This is a genomic window from Roseicyclus marinus (genome assembly GCF_030163795.1).
Classification (GTDB): domain Bacteria; phylum Pseudomonadota; class Alphaproteobacteria; order Rhodobacterales; family Rhodobacteraceae; genus Roseicyclus; species Roseicyclus marinus.
On sequence record NZ_JASJOF010000007.1, the window covers coordinates 175496 to 194940 of the forward strand.

A 19445-nucleotide genomic window follows, 5' to 3' on the forward strand; every position below is an offset into this window, starting at 1 on the left:
AGTATGCGGGGCCTTTTGCGTTTGCGGGGGCGCCTTCAGGGGGCGTCGGGGGCGTCCACGAGGTGGAACGTGCCATTCGATAGGCGTTCGATCCGGCCCGCGCGGATCAACGCGCTGAATGCCTCCATGATGTCCCGGCGGGGGATCGAGTGTTCCGTCGCCTCGACGATCATGTCGAACAAGGCGGTGCGGTCGAAGCCTTCGGTGCCGAAGGTCTCGCTTGCATAGACGGCCGCCAGTTCGACGACTTCGTCGATTTCGACGGCGTCGCTGGATTCGAGGCGGATGGCGAAACGGTCACCATGGCTGAGACCGGTATCGACGTCAGCCGGGCGGTTTTCGCGGGCAGGTGCCGCGGGCTGCGCAGGCTCGGCGGGCGTGGGCTGGGTGGTCGGCGCCTCGCCGTTCCGGCCAAGGCTCATGATCACGCTGGCGCGCTGGGCCAGTTGCACGAGGCTGTTGGCCACCGGGCGCGACCGGGGTACGACGCGCGCGTCGGCGGTGTTGGCCAGCCGGACGGGCGATTGCGCCTCGCCGCCGCCCATGGCCACGCGGCGCGGGCGAATCTGTTCGGCGGGTTGCGCAACGGGTTCGTCCATCTCGACGCGCTGCTCGGACACGAGGACCAGCGGCGCGGGGCGCGTCTCGCCCGCGCGGCGGGTGACATCGACCCGCACACGGCGGGGGCGCATCACCTGCGCCAGGTCATCGCGGTAATCGGCGGTGCTGTCGGCAGCAGCATCATCGCCTTCGGGTGCCAGTTGGCGTTCGGCGCTGCGCGCGGCCACGGCGGCCTTGAGATGTTCGATATTGGCCCGGCGCCGCGAGGTGTCGGCATCGGCAAGGCGGGCATCCGTCGCGTCGAAGAGCCGATCGGCATCCGAGGCCTCGGACAGCAGGCGAAGATCGACACCTGCGGGCACCGGCGCGTGCTCGGCGGCGGGTGCCTCTAGCGGGGTGTCGGTGGCCAGCGCCGCATCGACCGCGCCGAGGATCGCGTCATCGGTATCTGCCTCGGCCTGCGCCGGGGCTGCTGCGGGCGCGGGTGCTGCGGCCGGTGCGAGATCGGCCGCCGGGGCTGGTGCGGGCATTTGTGCCGTGACCGAGGCGATGGCTGCCGTGATGGCCGCGTCGTCATCGGTGGGCGCGTTGTCATCCTCGAAATCATCGGATGCGAAAGGTTCGGCGGAAAGCTGGGCGGGCGCGGCTTCGGGCGCGGCGCTGGCCTCGGGTTCCGTGTCCTCGACCTCGGATGCTTCGGTGGCGGCCTGACGGATCTGTGCCAGCCGTTCGGCGACCGAGGCGCCATCCATCGCGGGCGTGTCACCGAAATAGCCGTCGTCGTCGAGGTCCGCGGCTTCGTCCGCATCATCACTGGCGGCGAAGATCGAAGTCGTTTCCTCCTCGGACAGGAGGGCGTCATCGTCATCGTCCTGATCGTCGTCTTCGTCCTCGTCTTCGTCCTCGTCGTCAGCGGCGGCGAGGAAATCGGTCTCGACGGGATCCGTGTCCTGCGTGTCCTGCGTGGTGGCGGCGTCGGTGTCGTCGCTTGAGAGCGCGGCGGCGACGGCGGCGATGGTGTCGTCGCCGTCCGTCCCGATGTCCATGTCAGCGGCGATCGGGTCCGCTTCGGTCTGTGTGGCGTCGACCGGCGCGGGGGTGCTGTCTTCCTCGGCGGCTTGCGGGGCATCGGTGGGTGCCTCGGACGTTTGCACCGGGGCCGGTGCAGCGTCTTCGGGGGCCTGAGCCACCTCGGCCATGTCGGAGGGCACCTCGCGCGCGGGGGCGGCTTTTGCTTCGCTGTCGGTTTGTGCAGGCGCAGCCGGAGCCGGAGCCTTGGCCGTCGGCGTTTCCTCGGGTGCGGGTTCAGTCACGGTCGCTGCGGCTGCGGCGGCAGCGGGCGCTGCGGTGGGTGCAGGTGCCGCGTCCGCATGTTGGCGCAAGAGGAGACCGCTTTCCATCATCCGCGCCTCGACCCGGCGCTGGATGGCGGCCTCGGTGATGCGATGCAGCATCTCCGTGTCGGGGGTGGGTGGTTCCGCGCCGAAATACCGGTCCTCCGCCGCGAGGTCGCGGAAATATTCGGCGATCGCCTTCATCGCCTGGAACGGGTTGTCGAACCCTTCCAGCGTGCAGGAGAAGGTGCCATAGGACACAGTGAGGATCTTGTTCGCGTCGCTCATGGGTCTCAACCAGTTCTGCTCGACCGGACGGGGCCGGATGTTCTTACCTGTTGTTCCTTGTCTGCCAAAGTGATTCCCCACAAACGCGACGGGAATTGGGCGTTTCAAAGGAGAATTTTCCGAATATGGGCGACAATGTGCCGTTCGATGCGCCGCTTTTTTCCTCGGATGAGGGCGTGACCCTCGTGGGTGGTGGCCCCGCCGCGCCGCACGATCTGCACGAGGCGCTTGCGCTTGCCCCGAGGATCGTGGCCGCCGATGGCGGTGCCGTTGCGGCGCTCGATGCAGGTTTTGTGCCAGAGGCGGTTTACGGCGACATGGACAGCCTGAGTGCCGAGGATCGGGTGCGGATCCCGGCCGGTCGCATCCATGCGATCCCCGAACAGATGACGACAGATTTCGACAAGGCGCTGCGCCATGTGCGGGCGCCCTTCGTGGTGGCCGTGGGGTTCACGGGCGCGCGGGTCGATCACGAATTGTCGGTCTATCACGGGCTCATTGCGCGCGCCGAGGCGCGCTGCATCGTGCTGGGCGCGCAAGATATCGTGCTGCACGCCCCGCCCGAGATCGCGCTGGATCTGCCCGAGGGCACGCGGGTTTCGTTGTTTCCCTTGGCGCGCGTCACGGGGCGGTCGGAGGGGCTGGATTGGCCGCTCGATGGCCATGCCTTTCATCCCGCGACGCGGATCGGCACCTCGAACCGTGCGAGCGGCGGGCGGGTGCGGATCGCACTGGATGGGGCGGGCATGTTGCTGATCTTGCCGCGCGCGCATCTGGCCGGTGCGGCGCGCGCGCTTCAGGCGGCGTCACTTTGGTCTCGCGCATCGAAGGATGCTTGGGTATGAACGAGGCGTGACGGATCGAGACACAGGATCGGCTTTCCATGACCGCTGCGCTTTCCCCCATCGACAAGGCCAAGTACATCGCCGCGCGCCGCGCCGTCGATTTCGTCGAGGACGGGATGCGCGTCGGCCTCGGGACCGGGTCCACCGCCGCGTGGATGGTGCGCTGTCTTGGTGATCTGATCCGGGACGAGGGGATGAAGATCACCGGCGTTGCCACATCCGCGCGCACCGCCGAGTTGGCGCGCGAGGTGGGTGTGCCGGTCAAGACGCTGGACGAAGTGCGTTGGCTCGACCTGACGATCGACGGGGCGGATGAATACGACCCCAACCTGAACCTCATCAAAGGCGGCGGCGGTGCCTTGCTGCATGAAAAGATCGTGGCCACGGCGTCGGACCAGATGGTGGTGATCGCGGATCTGTCCAAGCAGGTCGACACGCTGGGCGCCTTTCCCCTGCCGGTGGAGGTCATCCCCTTTGGTTGGCAGACGACCAAGGCGCTGATCGAGGAGATGCTGTCGAATGTCGATGTTCTGGGACGCTCGGCCAGCCTGCGTCTGAACGGGGCGGATCCGTTCCGCACCGACGAGGGCAATTACATCCTCGATCTTCACCTGCGGCGCATCGCCAATCCCGCGCAGTTGTCGCTGGTGTTGAACCAGATCCCCGGCGTGGTCGAGAATGGCCTGTTTCTCGATATCTGCGACGTTCTCGTGATCGGTAATGCCGACGGGACGGTCGAGGTGCGCGACATCAACAACGGCACGGTGGAGCGCGAGCGCATCGACATCACCGACCGCGAAAACCTGTTCGCCGACACCCCGGAATGACGCAGCCGGGCCGGTCGGGCTGGAATCGCGGGCCGGACCGTGGGATACCCTGTTGAGCAACCACGGACAGACAGGGCGACCCCTCGCATGGCGGATTTCGACTATGACCTCTTCGTAATCGGTGGCGGGTCGGGGGGCGTTCGCTCCGCCCGTGTTGCGGCCGCAGGCGGCGCGCGCGTCGCGCTGGCCGAGGACAGCCGGCTGGGCGGGACCTGCGTGATCCGGGGCTGCGTGCCGAAAAAGCTCATGGTCTTTGCCAGCGAGTACCGCGAGATATTCGCCGATGCCCGCGCCTATGGCTGGGATCTGGAGGATGGCGATTTCGACTGGGCGCGGTTCTCGGGGCAATTGAACCGGGAACTCGACCGGCTCGAAGGCGTCTATCGGGGGCTTCTGGAAGGGTCCAAGGTCGAGATCTACGACCAGCGCGCGCGGTTGGCCGATGCCCATACCGTCCGATTGGCCGATGGCAGCACGCGGACGGCCAAGCATATCTTGATCGCGACGGGCGGCAGGCCGCAGCGGCCCGACATGCCCAACGCACATCTGGGCATGGTGTCGGACGACCTGTTCCAGATGCAGCGCCTGCCGAAATCCATGCTGATCGTCGGTGGCGGCTATATCGCCTGCGAATTCGCCTGCATCCTGAACGGGCTGGGGGTCGAGGTGACGCAATTCTACCGCGGGGCGCAGATCCTGCGCGGGTTCGACGAGGAGGCGCGGGGCCTGATCTCCGACCAGATGCAGGAACGCGGTGTGAACCTGCATCTGGGCACCAATATCGTCGAGATGGCGGCGGCCGATGCCGAACATCTGTCGGTGCCGAGCGAAGAGGGCATGGGCCTGCCATCCTCCGACACGCCCCCGCCCCCCGAGGGACGCGGCGATGGCCCCGTCTGGGTCAAGGCGTCGAACGGGATGGAGCAGGTGTTCGATGCCGTGCTTTTTGCCACCGGGCGCACCCCCAACACCCATGACATGGGGCTGGAAGAGGCGGGCGTCGAGATCGGGCGGCGCGGCGAGATCGTGGTCGATGACTTCAGCCAGACGGCCGTTCCCTCGATCTATGCGATCGGGGACGTGACGAACCGCGTCAACCTGACGCCGGTGGCGATCCGCGAGGGCATGGCCTTTGTCGAAACGGTGTTCAAGGGCAACCCCACGCCCGTCGATCACGACCTGATCCCGTCGGCGGTGTTCACCCAGCCCGAATTCGGCACCGTGGGCCTGACGGAAGAGGAAGCGCGGGACCGCGAACCGGTCGAGATCTACTGCACGTCCTTCCGGCCGATGCGCACCGCCTTTGCCGGGCGGGCGGATCGGGTGTTGATGAAGCTGGTGGTTTCCAAGAAAACGAGGGTCGTGCTGGGCTGTCATATCGTCGCGCCCAATGCGGGCGAGATGATCCAGCTGGCGGGCATCGCGGTCAAGATGGGCGCGACGAAAGAGGATTTTGACCGCACCGTCGCGGTGCATCCGACCATGGCCGAGGAACTGGTGACGATGAGAACGCCGGTTCGCACGGCTTGATTTGTGCGGAAAAACGCACAGCTTGCGGTGCAATCGGGGCGCGACGCCCCATATGACATGACACAGACGACCAGTGTGAGGGGAACGACGATCGATGGCTGGCAATAATGGCGGACCCTGGGGCGGCGGTGGCGGCTCGGGCGGTGGTGGCGACCGCGGCGACCGTGGCAACAACGGGCCGGGCGGCCGGCGTCCCGGTGGCGGCGACCAGCAGATCCCGGAACTCGACGAGATCGTCCGCAAGGGGCAGGAACAGCTGCGCGTCCTGATGGGCGGTCGCGGCGGCCGCTCGGGCGGTGGTGGCGGTGGCGGCGGCGATCTGCCGGTCAGCCCGCGCACCATCTGGATCGCGGGCCTTGTGGCGGCCTTGGGATTTTGGGCGTTCAACTCGATCTACACGGTGCGTCCCGAAGAACAGTCGGTCGAGCTTTTGTTCGGGGAATTCCATTCCATCGGGCAGCCCGGTCTGAATTTCGCACCTTGGCCGATCATCACCGCCGAAGTGGTCAACGTGACCTCGGAACGGACGGTTGCCATCGGTGTGGCGCGCGCGGGGTCGTCGAATGACGGCCTGATGCTGACGACCGATGAAAACGTGGTCGACATCGATTTCCAGGTTGTCTGGAACATCACCGACCCGTCGCTGTTCCTGTTCAACCTGCGCGATCCCGAGGCGACCGTGACCGCCGTGGCCGAGGCCGCGATGCGCGAGGTGATCGCGGCAAGCCAGCTTGCGCCGATCCTGAACCGCGACCGCGGGCTGATCGCCGATACGGTGCTGGAACTGACGCAATCGACCCTCGACAGCTACGATTCCGGTGTGAACGTGGTGCGTGTGAACCTTGACCGGGCCGACCCGCCGGGCGAGGTGATCGACGCCTTCCGCGACGTGCAGGCCGCCGAACAGGACCGCGACCAGCTGGAACGCCGCGCCGATGCCTATGCCAACCAGGTTCTGGCAGGGGCGCGCGGTGAAGCCGCCCAGATCCTCGAACAGGCCGAAGCCTATCGCGCGCAGGTCGTGAACGAGGCCGAGGGTGAGGCGAGCCGCTTCCTTGCCGTTCTCAACGAATACCGCCTGGCACCCGAGGTGACGCGCCGCCGTCTGTATCTGGAGACGATGGAGCGCGTTCTGGGGGATGTGGATCTTGTCATCCTCGACCAGGAAGGCGGTGGATCGAACGGCGTCGTGCCCTACCTGCCGCTTGACCAATTGCGCCGGAACCCCGGCACCACCACCACGACGGGGAGCTCGAACTGATGCGCCGTATCACTTACATCATTCCCGTCGTCGTGCTGGGCTTCGCGGTCCTGCTGAGCTCGGTCTTCGTGGTCGACGAACGCCAGCGCGCGCTGGTGCTGCAATTCGGTCAGATCCGTCAGGTGATCGAAGAGCCGGGCCTGAACTTCAAGATCCCGTTCATCCAGGAGGTCGTGTATTACGATGACCGTATCCTGTCGCTCGACACCACGCCGATCGAGGTGACGCCGTCCGATGACCGGCGTCTGGTGGTCGACGCATTTGCCCGGTTCCGCATCATGGACGTGGTGCAGTTCCGGCAGGCTGTCGGTGCAGGTGGTATCCGTGCGGGCGAGGAACGGCTGGAAGGCATCCTGAACCCGACGATCCGCGCGGTTCTGGGTGCGGATGGCGTGACCTCGAACACGATCCTGTCGTCCGAGCGGTCGCGCCTGATGGACCAGATCACCGCCGAGGCACGTCTGCGCGCCGCGGCGCTGGGGCTTGAGGTGCTGGATGTGCGTCTCAAGCAGACCAACCTGCCGATCCAGAACCTCGAGGCGACATTCGCCCGGATGCGGGCCGAGCGGCAACGCGAGGCGACCGACGAACGCGCCCGCGGCGAGGAAGCGGCGCAGCGCGTCCGCGCACAGGCCGACCGGACCGTGGTCGAGCTTGTGTCCGATGCCCGTCGGGAGGCCGAGATCATCCGAGGCGAGGCTGACGCACAGCGCAACGGGATCTTCGCCAATGCCTTCGGTCAGGATCAGGAATTCTTTGAATTCTACCGCTCGATGACGGCCTATGAGCGGGCGTTGATGCAGCGCAATTCGACCATGGTGATCTCGCCCGACAGCGAGTTCTTCGAGTACCTCGGCGGTTCGGGTCTCGCTGTGCCCGCGCCGATCCAGTAACGGGCGGCGCCTTGGGACTGATCCTTGTTCTAGGGCTTGGCATGGTTCTCGTGATCGAGGGGCTGGTGTTCGCACTGGCCCCTTCGCGTCTTGAAGACCTGCTGAAGCTGATGAACCAGATCCCGGTCGAAACGCGCCGCCTGATCGGATTGGCTGCGGTGACGCTGGGCGCTGTCCTCGTGTCCTGGGCGATCAGCGCGGGCGCGATGTGATCCGCCGACCGCAGCGGTTTCACGCCGTCGTGACAGGAATGTCACCCCGCGATGACGTGATAGGGATTGAACAGCGGGCCCTGCGACCGAATATCTGAGGAATGGGCCACCCGCGAGCCGCGGTGGTCTGCATGGCTTGACAGGAGGGAAATTCCGTGACGATCCACCAGGCCCAAGAGACCCGCCAGCCGCACCGTGCCCGCGCGCTGGCCGCGCCGCGCGAGGATGTGGCGAGCATCTATCGCCGGACCATCGGCGCGCTGATCGCGGCGATGCTTGCCCTTGCGACCATCATGGGCGCGATGCAGGCCCGCGCGCAATCGGCGCCACCCGCCACCTTTGCCGATCTGGTCGATCAGGTCGGCGATGCCGTCGTGAACATCACCACATCCGCCATCGTCGCAGGCCGGCAGGGCGGCCCCGCGCCGATCGTGCCGGAGGGCTCGCCGCTTGAGGATTTCTTCAACGACTTCCTCGATCGCGGCAATCCCGAGCGCCCGCCGCGCCGGAGCCAGGCCCTGGGGTCGGGGTTCGTGATCTCCGAGGACGGCTATATCGTGACGAACAATCACGTCATCGAAGGGGCCGACGAGATCCTGATCGAATTCCGCGAGGGTTTCACGCTGGAGGCCGAGATCATCGGCACCGATCCCAACACCGATATCGCGCTTTTGAAGGTGGAGGCCGACGAGGCGCTGCCCTTTGTGCCCTTTGGCGACAGTTCGGCCATGCGCGTGGGCGATTGGGTCATGGCGATGGGCAACCCGCTGGGGCAGGGCTTTTCCGTTTCGGTCGGGATCGTATCCGCCTCGGGTCGCGCGCTGTCGGGTACTTATGACGATTACATCCAGACCGATGCCGCCATCAACCGCGGCAATTCGGGCGGGCCGCTCTTCAACCTCGCGGGCGAGGTGATCGGCGTGAACACCGCGATCCTGTCGCCCACGGGCGGATCCATCGGCATCGGCTTTGCCATGTCCTCCGATGTCGTGACCAACGTGGTCGGCCAGCTGCGCGAATTCGGCGAGACGCGGCGCGGCTGGCTGGGCGTTCGGATCCAGGACGTGACCGAGGAGCTGGCCGAAGGTCTGGGTCTCGAGGAAGCGCGCGGCGCACTTGTCACCGACGTGCCCGAGGGCCCTGCGCTCGACGGCGGTATCGAGGTGGGCGATGTCATCTTGACGTTCAACGGGGCGGATATCGACGACACGCGGGGTCTGGTCCGGATCGTGGGCGAAAGCGCCGAGGGTGAGACGGTGCGCGTGGTCGTCTTCCGCGACGGCGGCACCGAAACCCTGAACGTGACGCTGGGACGGCGCGAGACAGCCGAAGGCCTGTCCGCGACGACGCCGGACGGCGCGCCCGTGCCGACCCCTTCGGCCGAGGTGCTCGGGATGGAGCTGGTGCCGCTGACCGACGAATTGCGCCAGCAACTCGGGGCGCAGGGCGTGGCCAACGGGCTGGTGATCGAAACGGTCGATCCCGCCTCGGATGCCGCTGCCAAGGGGCTGCAAGCCGGCGACATCATCACCGAGGTGGCGCAGCAGCCTGTCACCAGCGTGTCGGATTTCGGCGCGCGGGTGCGTGCGGCCACGGATGCGGGCCAGAAATCCGTGCTTCTCCTGATCCGGCGGGCGGGCAATCCGCGGTTCGTCGCGCTCAGCCTCGAAGAATAAGGCCGTTTCGACGGCAGATCACGGGGCCCCGGCCGCAAGGTTGGGGCCTTTTTCGTGGGATTTCAGCCGCCGCCGGCCGCCGCCAGTTCCGGGTCCCAGAGCGACAGGCCCAGCTGCCGGGCTGCGGCCAGCGACAGGATCGGGCTGTCCAATCCCTGCGGTGCCTGGAAATCGCGCACGGCGCGTTCGGTGCGCCGCGTCATCTCGCCATTGATCGGCCCGCCATAAAGACCGCGCGCCGCCAGCGCCCGTTGCAGCGAGGTGATGAAGGCCGCATCGCGCGCCTGGATCTCGCAGGGCACCTCGAACCACAATTCGCGGCGTTCGCGCACGATGCGCTGCTGGCTTTCGCTGACGAAGATGGCAGGTTCCAGAACGCGCCCGTCGCTGGTCAGCTGCGGCGGCTGGATCATCACCTGTTCGGTCACCGTCTCGATCACCGCGGGGGTGGATTGCTGCGCGTAGCAGGCGGAGGGATCGGCATTCGGCGGGCCCGATCCGCGCATCACCTCGACCGCGCTTTCCCCCGCGATCAACGGATCGGCAAAGGCGCTGCGCTCACCCGCGGGTAGGCAGGCGGACAGGGCCAGAAGCCCGGGGATCAGGAACAGGGGACGCATCTGGATGACTGCTCGCCGCGCTTTGGCTCTTTTCGTTGGTGGACAGGATAGCGGGTTTCGCCCTTTTGCGAAAGCGCGCTGTCGCTCAGGGCTGATCGGCGGCGCGTGTCGGCTCGTGCAGGCGCACCAGATCGTCCAGCATGTGCGACAGATCCTCCACCGTCTCGGCGACCACATGGGTCACCCCCGACTGCCGCTGCACCCGCCCGGTGACGCGCAAGAGCCGCCCGGCGATCACCGCCCGACGAAAGCGTTGGTAGATCGCCTGCCAGATCACCACGTTGCAGGTGGAAAATTCATCCTCCAGCGTGACGAAGATCACCCCCTTGGCCGTGCCGGGCCGCTGGCGCACCAGCACGAGCCCCGCCACCGCCACCCGCGCGCCCTCGGGCGGCAGGTGCAGCAGGTGATGCGGCAGGCAGGCCGGCGGTCTTGGCCAATCGGGGGGGCGCGTGGCGGGTTCCATGAGAACGAATGTAGAACATAAAGACTGCGGCGCAAGCATCCGAATTCGGGCTGGAAAGCGGGCCTCTCGCGTATTACCTGACTGCCGAAGCAGTACCGGATCGCCAGAGCAGGGAACCAGATGGCCAAGATCACCTATATCGAGCACAATGGAACCGAACATGTCGTGGACGTGCCCAACGGCCTGACCGTGATGGAAGGTGCCCGCGACAACAACATTCCCGGGATCGAGGCCGATTGCGGCGGCGCCTGCGCCTGCTCGACCTGCCATGTCTATGTCCATCCCGACTGGGTTGCGAAACTGCCCGAGATCGATCCGATGGAAGAGGACATGCTGGAATTCGCCTACCAGCCCGACCCGAGCCGCTCGCGGCTGACCTGCCAGCTCAAGGTCTCGGATGCGCTGGATGGTCTGGTCGTGCAGATGCCCGAGAAACAGATCTGATGCGCGGGGCGGTCGGGCCTGTCCTGGCCGCCTGTCTTGCCGCGACGCCCGCTGTCGCCTGCGACGCGCCGCCCTGGTCCGGTCGGGCCATGGACGGATCGCTTGCCGTCAATCCCGCGCCTGCGCCCGGCCCCGCCGCCGCCTGGTTCGAGGATCCCACGACGCGCTACGCCCATGCCGTGCTGGGCGACGGGGTCGAGGCGGGCACGCTCGCCGTGCTGCTGTCCGACGATCCGTCCTGTGCCGTGGCCCGTGTCACCCTGCCCGAGGCGGAGGTCTTCGAGGATCTCGCCCCGCGTCTGGCCGATCTCGATGGTGACGGGCGATCCGAGATCCTCGTGGTGCAATCGCACCGGGACCTTGGCGCGCGGCTCGCGGTCTACGCGATCACGCCCGATGGTCCGGGCCTCCGGCTGCTCACCGCCACGCCCAATATCGGCCAGCGCAACCGCTGGCTCGCCCCGGTCGCGGCGGCCGATCTGGACGGGGATGGCGCGATCGAAATCGCCTATGTCGACCGCCCGCATCTTGCCCGCACCCTGCGCGTCTGGCGCTACCTGCCCGCCCAAGGCGCGCTGGTCGAGGTCGCGGCGCTGCCCGGTCTGACCAATCACCGGATCGGCGAGGGTTTCATCACCGGCGGCTTGCGCGATTGCGGCACCGGCCCCGAACTGGTGCTGGCCGATGCCGATTGGTCGCGACTGATGGGCGTCAGCCTTGGGGCCGGGGGCTTGACCGCACGGGCGCTTGCGCCCTTCTCCGCCGCCGCTGTGGTCGCGGCGCTGGCCTGCCGGGACTGACCCCTCCTTCATCTTGGCCGAAAAACTCCCGCCGGAGGCTCCCGCAGCCTGCCACTTGCGCCCCGCCGGGGTTGACTTCGACGCGCGCCAGCGGTCTATCGGCGCGACGCCAGAACCGCCCGAAGGGACCCATGATGCACGCCTATCGCAGCCATACCTGCGCCGCCCTGACCGCCGAGAACACCGGGCAGACCGTCCGCCTGTCGGGCTGGGTGCATCGTCGGCGCGATCATGGCGGGGTCATCTTCATCGACCTGCGCGACCACTACGGGATCACGCAGGTTCTGTGCGACCCTGACAGCCCGGTCTTTGCGCAGGTGGAAAAGCTGCGCGCCGAATATTGCATCCGCATCGACGGCGTGGTGAAGGCGCGCGACCCATCGCTCGTGAACCCGAAACTCCCCACCGGCGAGATCGAGGTGTTCATCCGCGACGTGGAGGTTCTGGGCGGGGTCTCGGGCGATCTGCCGCTGCAGGTCTTCGGCGATCAGGATTACCCCGAGGAGACGCGGCTGAAATACCGCTACCTCGACCTGCGCCGCGAGGCGATGCAGGAGAACATGAAGCTGCGCTCGGATGTCGTGGCCTCGATCCGGCGGCGCATGTGGGATCTGGGCTTCCGCGAATACCAGACGCCGATCATCACAGCCTCCAGCCCCGAGGGCGCGCGCGATTTCCTGGTGCCAAGCCGTCTGCATCCCGGCAAGTTCTATGCCCTGCCGCAGGCGCCCCAGCAGTTCAAGCAACTCCTGATGGTGTCGGGTTTCGACCGCTATTTCCAGATCGCGCCCTGTTTCCGCGACGAGGATCCGCGCGCCGACCGTTCGCCCACCGATTTCTACCAGCTCGACATGGAGATGTCCTTTGTCGAGCAGGAGGATGTCTTTGGCACCGTCGGCCCCGTGCTGCAGGGCGTGTTCGAAGAATTCGGCGGCGACCGCCGCACCGATCCCGCGGATCAATGGCCGCGCATCTCCTATGCCGAAGCGGCGCTGAAATACGGCACCGACAAGCCCGACCTCCGGAATCCGATCGAGATGCAGGTGGTGTCCGAACATTTCGCAGGCTCGGGTTTCGCGATTTTCGCGCGTATCCTTGAACAGGACGGCACCGAAGTGCGCGCCATTCCCGCCCCCACGGGCGGCAGCCGCAAGTTCTGTGATCGGATGAATGCCTGGGCGCAGGGGCAGGGGCTGCCTGGGATGGGCTATATCTTCTGGCGCGATGCCGAGGATGGAAGCCTCGAGGCGGCGGGCCCCTTGGCCAAGAACATCGGCCCCGAGCGGACGGAAGCGATCCGGGCTCAGCTTGGCCTCAAGGCAGGCGATGCGGCGTTTTTCCTGGCGGGCAAGCCTGCGGAATTCGAAGCCATCGCGGGCCGGGCGCGCACGGCCATCGGGCAGGAACTTGGCCTGATCGACGAGAGCCGCTTCGCCTTTGCCTGGATCGTGGATTTCCCGATGTACGAGCGGGACGAGGCGACCGGCAAGATCGACTTTTCCCACAATCCGTTTTCGATGCCGCAGGGCGGGCTTGATGCGCTTTCGGGCGATCCGCTCAAGGTTTTGGGTTACCAATACGACTTGGCCTGCAACGGCTACGAGGTCATCTCGGGCGCGATCCGCAACCACAAGCCCGAGATCATGTTCAAGGCCTTCGAACTGGCGGGCTATGGCGAGGAGGAGGTGCGCAAGCGGTTCGGCGGCATGGTCAATGCGTTCCAGTACGGCGCGCCGCCCCATGGCGGCTGTGCGGCGGGTATCGACCGGTTGGTGATGATCCTGGCGGGCACGTCGAACATCCGCGAGGTCATCTTGTTCCCGATGAACCAGCGCGCCGAAGATCTGATGATGAACGCGCCTTCGGACCCGACGAGCGACCAGTTGATGGAACTGGGCCTGCGCGTCATTCCGCGCGACTGAGCGGCGGGGGCTTTCCACAAATTCGGGGAAAAGCGGGCCGCCGGCCCGCTTTTTCATGTCGGGGCGTCGTCACAGCGCCAGGGGTAGGCCCGCGATGCGATGCGACAGGTAGTGCCGCAAGGCTTGCTGCCCGGCCGGGTCCAGCCCCGTGTCCAGCGCATCGGCGCGCCCCTCGAGCGCTTCGTCCTGCGCGCTGCGTGCCACGCCCACGAGGAACCGCCGCAGATAGCCCAGCGGCGGGTCGGGCTGCGCCAAGAGCGCCATCGCATGGCTCAGATCCTCCCGATAGGAGAGGGTATCGGGCGTGACCGTGCCGCCCTCGACCGCGTGGGGGGACAGGCCCGGGCGCATCTCCGGCGGCAGAAGGGCGAGGATCGCAGCCTGGAATGCGGCTACCGTTTCCACGGGCTTGGGCAGGAACCCGTCGGCCCCGGCCACGCGGGCCTCCCCTTCCGCCTCGGACGGGTCGGCCCCTGACGTGCCCAGCACGACGGGCACGCGCGGGCGCAGGGCGTGGATCCGCGCGATCAGGTCAAGCCCCGATCCGTCGGGCAGCCCGAGGTCCACGATGACGACGGACGGATGGTACAAGGTCAGATGCCGTTCGGCCGAGGCGATGCAATCCGCCCGCCGGATCCGCGCGCCGGACCGCAGGCACAAAAGCCTCATCGCCTCGGACGCGAAGCGGCTGTCCTCCACCACGAGAATGGTCAGGCCCAAAAGCGGGCGGTCGGGTGTCGGGCGTGGTTTGCCGCCCAAGGTCTGAAAAATATCGTCCATCGGCCCCAAGCCCCTCTGTTGGTCGCTCGGCCGGCGCAGCCCGACCGAGTCGCTGTTGCGCACCGATTAGGGCGGGGCAAGGTTGAGCATGTGTTAACGCACCGCCTGCGGCGCTTCATCCCTTGGCAGGGCGGGTATGGGCGGCCATATGTCGGCCAAGCCACCAAGGAGGAAGCGCCCATGATCGGCCGCCTGAACCATGTCGCCATCGCCGTCCCCGATCTGGAGGCTGCATCCGCGCAATACCGCGACACGCTGGGCGCGAAGGTGAACCCGCCGCAGGACGAGCCCGACCATGGCGTGACGGTCGTTTTCATCGAACTTCCCAATACCAAGATCGAATTGCTGTACCCCTTGGGCGAGAATTCCCCGATCAAAGGCTTTCTGGACAAGAACCCGTCGGGCGGCATCCACCATGTCTGCTACGAGGTCGAGGATATCCTTGCCGCGCGCGACAAGCTGAAGGCCGCAGGTGCGCGTGTTCTGGGCGATGGAGAGCCCAAGATCGGCGCGCATGGCAAGCCTGTGCTGTTCCTGCATCCCAAGGATTTCACCGGAACCCTCGTCGAGTTGGAGCAGGTCTGATGGGTGTCGTCACGGGTCTCGTGCTTTACGCGATCATCTGGTTCATGACGCTGTTCGTCGTGTTGCAGGTCGGCGTGACCAGCCAGTCGGATGCGGGCGAACGGGTCGTCGGCACCCATGGCTCGGCCCCGGTGAACCCGCAGCTCAAGCGGCGGTTTCTGGTCACCTCGGGCGTGGCGGCGGTGATCTGGGCGGTGATCGCGGGCATCATCCTGAGCGGTGTCGTCACGATCGAGGATATCGACCTGTTCACCCGGTTCGGGATGGGGCAGCCCGGTTGAGCCTGTGAAACAGGTGGGTGAAGGTCGCTGCCCCGAGGATGGGCACCAGCAGGTTCACAACCGGGATCGTCAGCGGCACGGCCATCAGCACACCGGCGGCGAAGAGCGTCCCTGAATTGCGCCGCCGAAAGGCCCGCGCGCCTGCCGCATCGGTCCGGCGCAGGGCCACCAGTTGGCCGTATTCCCGGCCCAGGAGAAAGCCATTGACCACCCAGAACAGGATCGGCGCGATGGGCGCGAAGATCAGGTAGGCCACCAGTGCCACGAGGTTCACGCCCAGCACCACGCCCAGAAACCGGGCGGCATCACCCATCCCTTCGAGAATGCCGACACTGCGCGCGGGCGGCAGGCCGGGGTAATGCACATCCTCAACCGCGTCGGCCACCTGTTCGAGAAAAATCCCCATGAAGGCCGAGGCGACAGGCACCATCAAAAAGACCGACAAAAGCAAGAAGATCGGCACGGCCGCCCAGCTGATCGCCGCATCGGCCCATGCGATTTCGCCCAGCCAAGGCAGGGTGAAGCTTTCGGGCAGGAGCCAGCCGACCAACGCGACGAAGGCGACGTAAAAGCCGATGAGCAAGGCCAGCGTCAGCCCCACGCCCAAGGCCAGCACCAGCAGGAACCGTCGGTCCGAGATCTGGCCCAAAGCCTTGAGAAAGGCGGAAAAGATCATGTCTCGATCCATTGGGTGATGGCGTCGGGATCGGGGCGCGGGCGGGCTGGCGGTTCACCCCGGGGCGTGCCGAGATGGACGAAGCCCGCCACGAGTTCGGGCGGCTCGAGCCCCAGCGCGGCCTGCAAGAAATCGCGGTCGCGCGCCATCCAGCCGGTCAGCCAATGGCCGCCGAAGCCCGCCGCCTCTGCCGCGTTCACGAGACTGAGGCAGGCAAGGGCGGCGGTCTGTTCCTGTTCCACCAGCGGGATCGGCGTGTCGGGGCGCGGGGTACAGATGACCGCGACCGTCATCGGCGCGTCGAGAAAAGCCTGCGCCTGCTTGACCAGCTTGTCGGGGTCGCGCCCTTGCGCGGTCCCGATGTCCTGCGTCACGCGGGCCAGCCGGTCGACGGCGGGTTTGCGCAGCACGGCAAAGCGGAAGGGGACGAGCTTGCCATGATCGGGCACCCGTGCGGCCGCGGTCAAAAGCTGCCGCAACGTGGCGTCGTCGGGCGTGGGGGCCGAGAGCATCCGGACCGGCACCGAGCGGCGGGTCAGGAGAAAATCAAGGGGTGTGCGCGTATCCATGCCGGTCATGTCAGGTGTCCGAGGGCGGGGATCAAGGGGCGCTGTTCGCGCGATTGGGCACGATCTGTGACGGGGGCGGAAAACTGCAGGTTTCCGCGTCGAAAAACTGCTGTTTTTCCGTGTTTTCGCCCGGTCAGGTCTTTTTGGCCGCCGCCTTGGCCTTGGGTTTCGCGGCTGCCTTGGGCTTGGTTGTCTTGGCCTTGGCGGTTTTCGGCTTGGCCTTTGCCTTGCCTTTGGCCGGCGATTTCGCCGCCTTTTCCGCGATCAACTCCACGGCCTGTTCCAGCGTCACCGCCTCGGGGGCGATATCCTTGGGGATCGTGGCATTGACCTTGTCCCATTTCACGTAGGGCCCGTAACGCCCCGGCATGACCTGAACCGGCCCGCCATGTTCGGGATGCTCGCCCAGTTCCTTGAGCGGGGCGGCGGCAGAGCCGCGCCCGCTGCGGCCTGCGGCCTTGGCGGCCAGCAGTTCGACCGCGCGGTTCATTCCGATGGACCAGACTTCGTCTACCTCGGGGAGGTTGGCGTAGAGCGGCTTGGCCGCCTCCTTGGCTTTGTAGCTGACGTAGGGGCCGAAACGGCCGATCGCAGCCTCGACCGGCTGGCCGTCCTCGGGGTGGGACCCGACCATGCGCGGCAGCGACAGAAGCTTGAGCGCCTTTTCGATATCCATCGCATCGGCCTGCCACCCCTTGGGGAGCGAGGCGCGTTTGGGTTTGGGGTTGTCCTCGGTCGCGTCGCCCAGCTGGACATAGGGGCCAAAGCGGCCGTCGCGCAGCGTCACGGGTTCGGACGTGTCGGGATCGACGCCCAGCATCTTGCCGTCGGGGCCGATGGCCGTGCCGTCATCGCCGTCGGGATTGGGCGGGCCGAAGGAGCGGGTGTAGCGGCATTCGGGATAGTTGGAACAGCCGATGAAGGCCCCGCCCGACCGCGCGGTGCGCATCGACAGCCGCCCGGCCCCGCAAGACGGGCAGGCGCGCGGGTCGGACCCGTCGGGGCGCGGCGGGAAGAGATGCGGTTCCAGCACCTCGTTGATCTTGTCCAGCACATCGGTGATGCGCAGTTCCGAGGTTTCCGAGAGCGAGGCCGAGAAATCGCGCCAGAAGGCGGTCAGGACATCCTTGTAGGCGCGGTCACCCGCGCTGACCTCATCGAGCTGGTTTTCCAGATCGGCGGTGAAGTCGTATTCGACGTAGCGGCGGAAGTAATTGACGAGAAAGGCCGTGACGAGCCGCCCCTTGTCCTCGGGGATCAGGCGGTTCTTGTCCTTGCGGACGTAGCCGCGCGCCACGATCGTGTCGAGAATGCTGGCATAGGTCGAGGGTCGCCCGATGCCCAGTTCCTCCATCCGCTTGACCAGCGTCGCCTCGGTATAGCGGGGGGGCGCCTGGGTGAAATGCTGTTGGCCGAGCGTTGCGCCATCGGCGGACAAAAGGGCGGCATCCGACTTGCGCAGATCGCCCCCCGCCGCGGTTGCGCCATCGCCTGCAAGCTTGGTCCATTCGCCTTTCAGCGCGTCCGCGGCGGGTTTCAGCGCCTCGCCCCGCGCCATCTGCGGCAGGCGGCGGCTGTCCTCGTCGGCCTCGTCATCGCGGCCTTCCTCGTAGACCTTGAGGAATCCGTCGAAAAGCACGACCTGCCCGGTCGCGCGCAATTCGACCTGCTGATCGGCGCTGGCAATGGTGACGGTGGTGCGTTCGAGGCGTGCGGCCTCCATCTGGCTGGCGATGGTGCGCTTCCAGATCAGATCATAGAGCTTGCGCTGGTCATCTTCGGACAGGCGGATGTCATCGGGCGCCTTGGACAGGTCCGTGGGCCGGATGCATTCATGCGCTTCCTGCGCGTTCTTGGCCTTGTTCTTGTACATGCGCGGGTCGGCGGGGACATATTCGGCCCCGTAGCGCGTCTTGATCGTGTCGCGGGCGGCGTGGACGGCCTCGGGGGCCATGTCGATGCCGTCGGTCCGCATGTAGGTGATGTGGCCCGCTTCATAGAGACGCTGGGCCGCGTTCATCGTCTGGCGCGCGCCCATGCCGTATTTGCGGCTCGCCTCCTGCTGGAGGGTGGAGGTCATGAAGGGCGGCGCGGGGTTGCGGTTGGCGGGCTTGGCCTCGACATCGGTGACGCTGAGCGCGCGGGAGGCTACGGCCTGCACGGCAAGGCCGGCCTCGGCGGCGGTGGCGAGGTCGTAGCGGTCGAGCTTTTTGCCGCGCAGATGGGTCAGGCGTGCCTCGACCTCCTGCCCGCGGGGCGTTTGCAGCATGGCGCGGACCGACCAGTATTCGCGGGCGCGGAAGGCCTCGATCTCCATCTCGCGGTCGGTGATGATGCGCAGCGCCACGGATTGCACGCGGCCCGCCGATTTCGCGCCGGGGAGTTTCCGCCACAGAACGGGCGATAGGTTGAAGCCCACAAGGTAATCGAGCGCGCGGCGGGCGAGATAAGCCTCGACCAATTCCATGTCGACCTGCCGGGGCTTTTTCATCGCCTCGGTCACGGCGGATTTGGTGATGGCGTTGAAGACCACGCGGCTGACATCGGTGCCGGCCTTGATCGCCTTTTGCTTGGTCAGCGCCTCCTGCAGGTGCCACGAAATCGCCTCGCCCTCGCGGTCGGGGTCGGTGGCGAGGATCAGGACCGGGTCGGATTTCAGTGCCTCGGCAATGGCTTTCACATGTTTTTTGCTGTCGGTCGCGATTTCCCATTCCATCGCGAATCCCGCCTCGGGGTCGACCGATCCGTCCTTGGAGGGCAGGTCGCGGACATGGCCGTAGGAGGCGAGAACAATGTAGTCGCTGCCCAGATATTTGTTGATTGTCTTGGCCTTGGCGGGCGATTCGACGACGACGACGGGCATGCGGAACTTCCT

The 19445-nt window shown here is 66.6% G+C and carries 19 protein-coding genes; 12 read left to right on the plus strand and 7 right to left on the minus strand.

All coding sequences use genetic code 11. The annotated features are described in order from the left end of the window. Nucleotides 1-35: 35 nt before the first annotated feature. Nucleotides 36-2183: a hypothetical protein gene (locus QQK63_RS12675; RefSeq protein ID WP_277824024.1), complete on the minus strand. Its 2148-nt coding sequence runs from the start codon at nt 2181-2183 to the stop codon at nt 36-38. A gap of 125 nt (nt 2184-2308) precedes the next feature. Here QQK63_RS12675 and QQK63_RS12680 point away from each other — a divergent pair, with 125 nt between their 5' ends. The 7 genes from QQK63_RS12680 (at nt 2309) to QQK63_RS12710 (ending at nt 9427) form a co-directional block, all read left to right on the plus strand. Further along, complete coding sequence (locus QQK63_RS12680) at nt 2309-3028, plus strand: thiamine diphosphokinase (protein ID WP_277824022.1); 720 nt, start codon at nt 2309-2311, stop codon at nt 3026-3028. A gap of 38 nt (nt 3029-3066) precedes the next feature. Next, the gene (gene rpiA / locus QQK63_RS12685) at nt 3067-3855 is read left to right on the plus strand and encodes a ribose-5-phosphate isomerase RpiA (protein WP_277824020.1); all 789 of its coding nucleotides are present in this window, start codon (nt 3067-3069) and stop codon (nt 3853-3855) included. A gap of 87 nt (nt 3856-3942) precedes the next feature. Beyond that, on the plus strand, nt 3943-5385 hold the full coding sequence (locus QQK63_RS12690; RefSeq protein WP_277824018.1) for an FAD-dependent oxidoreductase: 1443 nt from the start codon (nt 3943-3945) through the stop codon (nt 5383-5385). Nucleotides 5386-5479: 94 nt separating this feature from the next. Beyond that, nucleotides 5480-6646, plus strand: coding sequence for an FtsH protease activity modulator HflK (gene hflK / locus QQK63_RS12695; RefSeq protein ID WP_277824016.1), 1167 nt, complete (start codon nt 5480-5482; stop codon nt 6644-6646). Beyond that, the gene (gene hflC / locus QQK63_RS12700; protein WP_277824014.1) at nt 6646-7539 is read left to right on the plus strand and encodes a protease modulator HflC; all 894 of its coding nucleotides are present in this window, start codon (nt 6646-6648) and stop codon (nt 7537-7539) included. Before hflK ends, hflC begins: the two co-directional genes overlap by 1 nt. A gap of 11 nt (nt 7540-7550) precedes the next feature. Then, a complete protein-coding gene (locus tag QQK63_RS12705) occupies nt 7551-7751 on the plus strand; it encodes a DUF2065 domain-containing protein (protein ID WP_277824012.1) in 201 nt (66 codons plus the stop codon). Nucleotides 7752-8023: 272 nt separating this feature from the next. Beyond that, nucleotides 8024-9427, plus strand: a complete 1404-nt coding sequence (locus QQK63_RS12710; protein ID WP_277825889.1) for a Do family serine endopeptidase — start codon at nt 8024-8026, stop codon at nt 9425-9427. Between the two features lie 62 nt (nt 9428-9489). Here the strand turns inward: QQK63_RS12710 and QQK63_RS12715 are convergent, their stop codons facing one another. Both QQK63_RS12715 and QQK63_RS12720 read right to left on the minus strand, forming a co-directional pair. Then, entirely contained in the window at nt 9490-10047 is a 558-nt protein-coding gene (locus tag QQK63_RS12715) for a peptidoglycan-binding domain-containing protein (RefSeq protein ID WP_277824011.1), read from the minus strand. Nucleotides 10048-10132: 85 nt separating this feature from the next. Beyond that, the gene (locus QQK63_RS12720; protein ID WP_377133430.1) at nt 10133-10552 is read right to left on the minus strand and encodes an OB-fold nucleic acid binding domain-containing protein; all 420 of its coding nucleotides are present in this window, start codon (nt 10550-10552) and stop codon (nt 10133-10135) included. Between the two features lie 81 nt (nt 10553-10633). On the opposite strand from QQK63_RS12720, the gene QQK63_RS12725 reads away from it, so the two are divergent. The 3 genes from QQK63_RS12725 to aspS all read left to right on the plus strand — a co-directional run bounded on the left by QQK63_RS12725 (nt 10634) and on the right by aspS (nt 13679). Next, complete coding sequence (locus tag QQK63_RS12725) at nt 10634-10957, plus strand: 2Fe-2S iron-sulfur cluster-binding protein (protein WP_277824007.1); 324 nt, start codon at nt 10634-10636, stop codon at nt 10955-10957. Continuing rightward, complete coding sequence (locus tag QQK63_RS12730) at nt 10957-11757, plus strand: FG-GAP repeat domain-containing protein (RefSeq protein WP_277824005.1); 801 nt, start codon at nt 10957-10959, stop codon at nt 11755-11757. The genes QQK63_RS12725 and QQK63_RS12730 overlap by 1 nt, the downstream gene beginning before the upstream one ends. A gap of 134 nt (nt 11758-11891) precedes the next feature. Beyond that, a complete protein-coding gene (aspS, locus tag QQK63_RS12735) occupies nt 11892-13679 on the plus strand; it encodes an aspartate--tRNA ligase (protein WP_277825887.1) in 1788 nt (595 codons plus the stop codon). 69 nt (nt 13680-13748) lie between these two features. Here aspS and QQK63_RS12740 read toward each other — a convergent pair whose 3' ends face one another. After that, entirely contained in the window at nt 13749-14459 is a 711-nt protein-coding gene (locus QQK63_RS12740; RefSeq protein ID WP_277824003.1) for a response regulator, read from the minus strand. A gap of 180 nt (nt 14460-14639) precedes the next feature. On the opposite strand from QQK63_RS12740, the gene mce reads away from it, so the two are divergent. Together mce and QQK63_RS12750 are read left to right on the plus strand one after the other, a co-directional pair. Then, on the plus strand, nt 14640-15044 hold the full coding sequence (gene mce, locus QQK63_RS12745; protein WP_277824001.1) for a methylmalonyl-CoA epimerase: 405 nt from the start codon (nt 14640-14642) through the stop codon (nt 15042-15044). Then, entirely contained in the window at nt 15044-15325 is a 282-nt protein-coding gene (locus QQK63_RS12750) for a DUF1467 family protein (protein WP_277823999.1), read from the plus strand. Before mce ends, QQK63_RS12750 begins: the two co-directional genes overlap by 1 nt. Here QQK63_RS12750 and QQK63_RS12755 read toward each other — a convergent pair. The 3 genes from QQK63_RS12755 to topA all read right to left on the minus strand — a co-directional run bounded on the left by QQK63_RS12755 (nt 15294) and on the right by topA (nt 19433). Next, a complete protein-coding gene (locus tag QQK63_RS12755) occupies nt 15294-16001 on the minus strand; it encodes an EI24 domain-containing protein (protein WP_277823997.1) in 708 nt (235 codons plus the stop codon). The genes QQK63_RS12750 and QQK63_RS12755 overlap by 32 nt on opposite strands. Beyond that, the gene (locus tag QQK63_RS12760; RefSeq protein ID WP_336618793.1) at nt 15998-16579 is read right to left on the minus strand and encodes a nitroreductase family protein; all 582 of its coding nucleotides are present in this window, start codon (nt 16577-16579) and stop codon (nt 15998-16000) included. Before QQK63_RS12760 ends, QQK63_RS12755 begins: the two co-directional genes overlap by 4 nt. 124 nt (nt 16580-16703) lie before the next feature. Then, entirely contained in the window at nt 16704-19433 is a 2730-nt protein-coding gene (topA, locus tag QQK63_RS12765) for a type I DNA topoisomerase (RefSeq protein WP_277823995.1), read from the minus strand. Between the last annotated feature and the right edge of the window lie 12 nt (nt 19434-19445).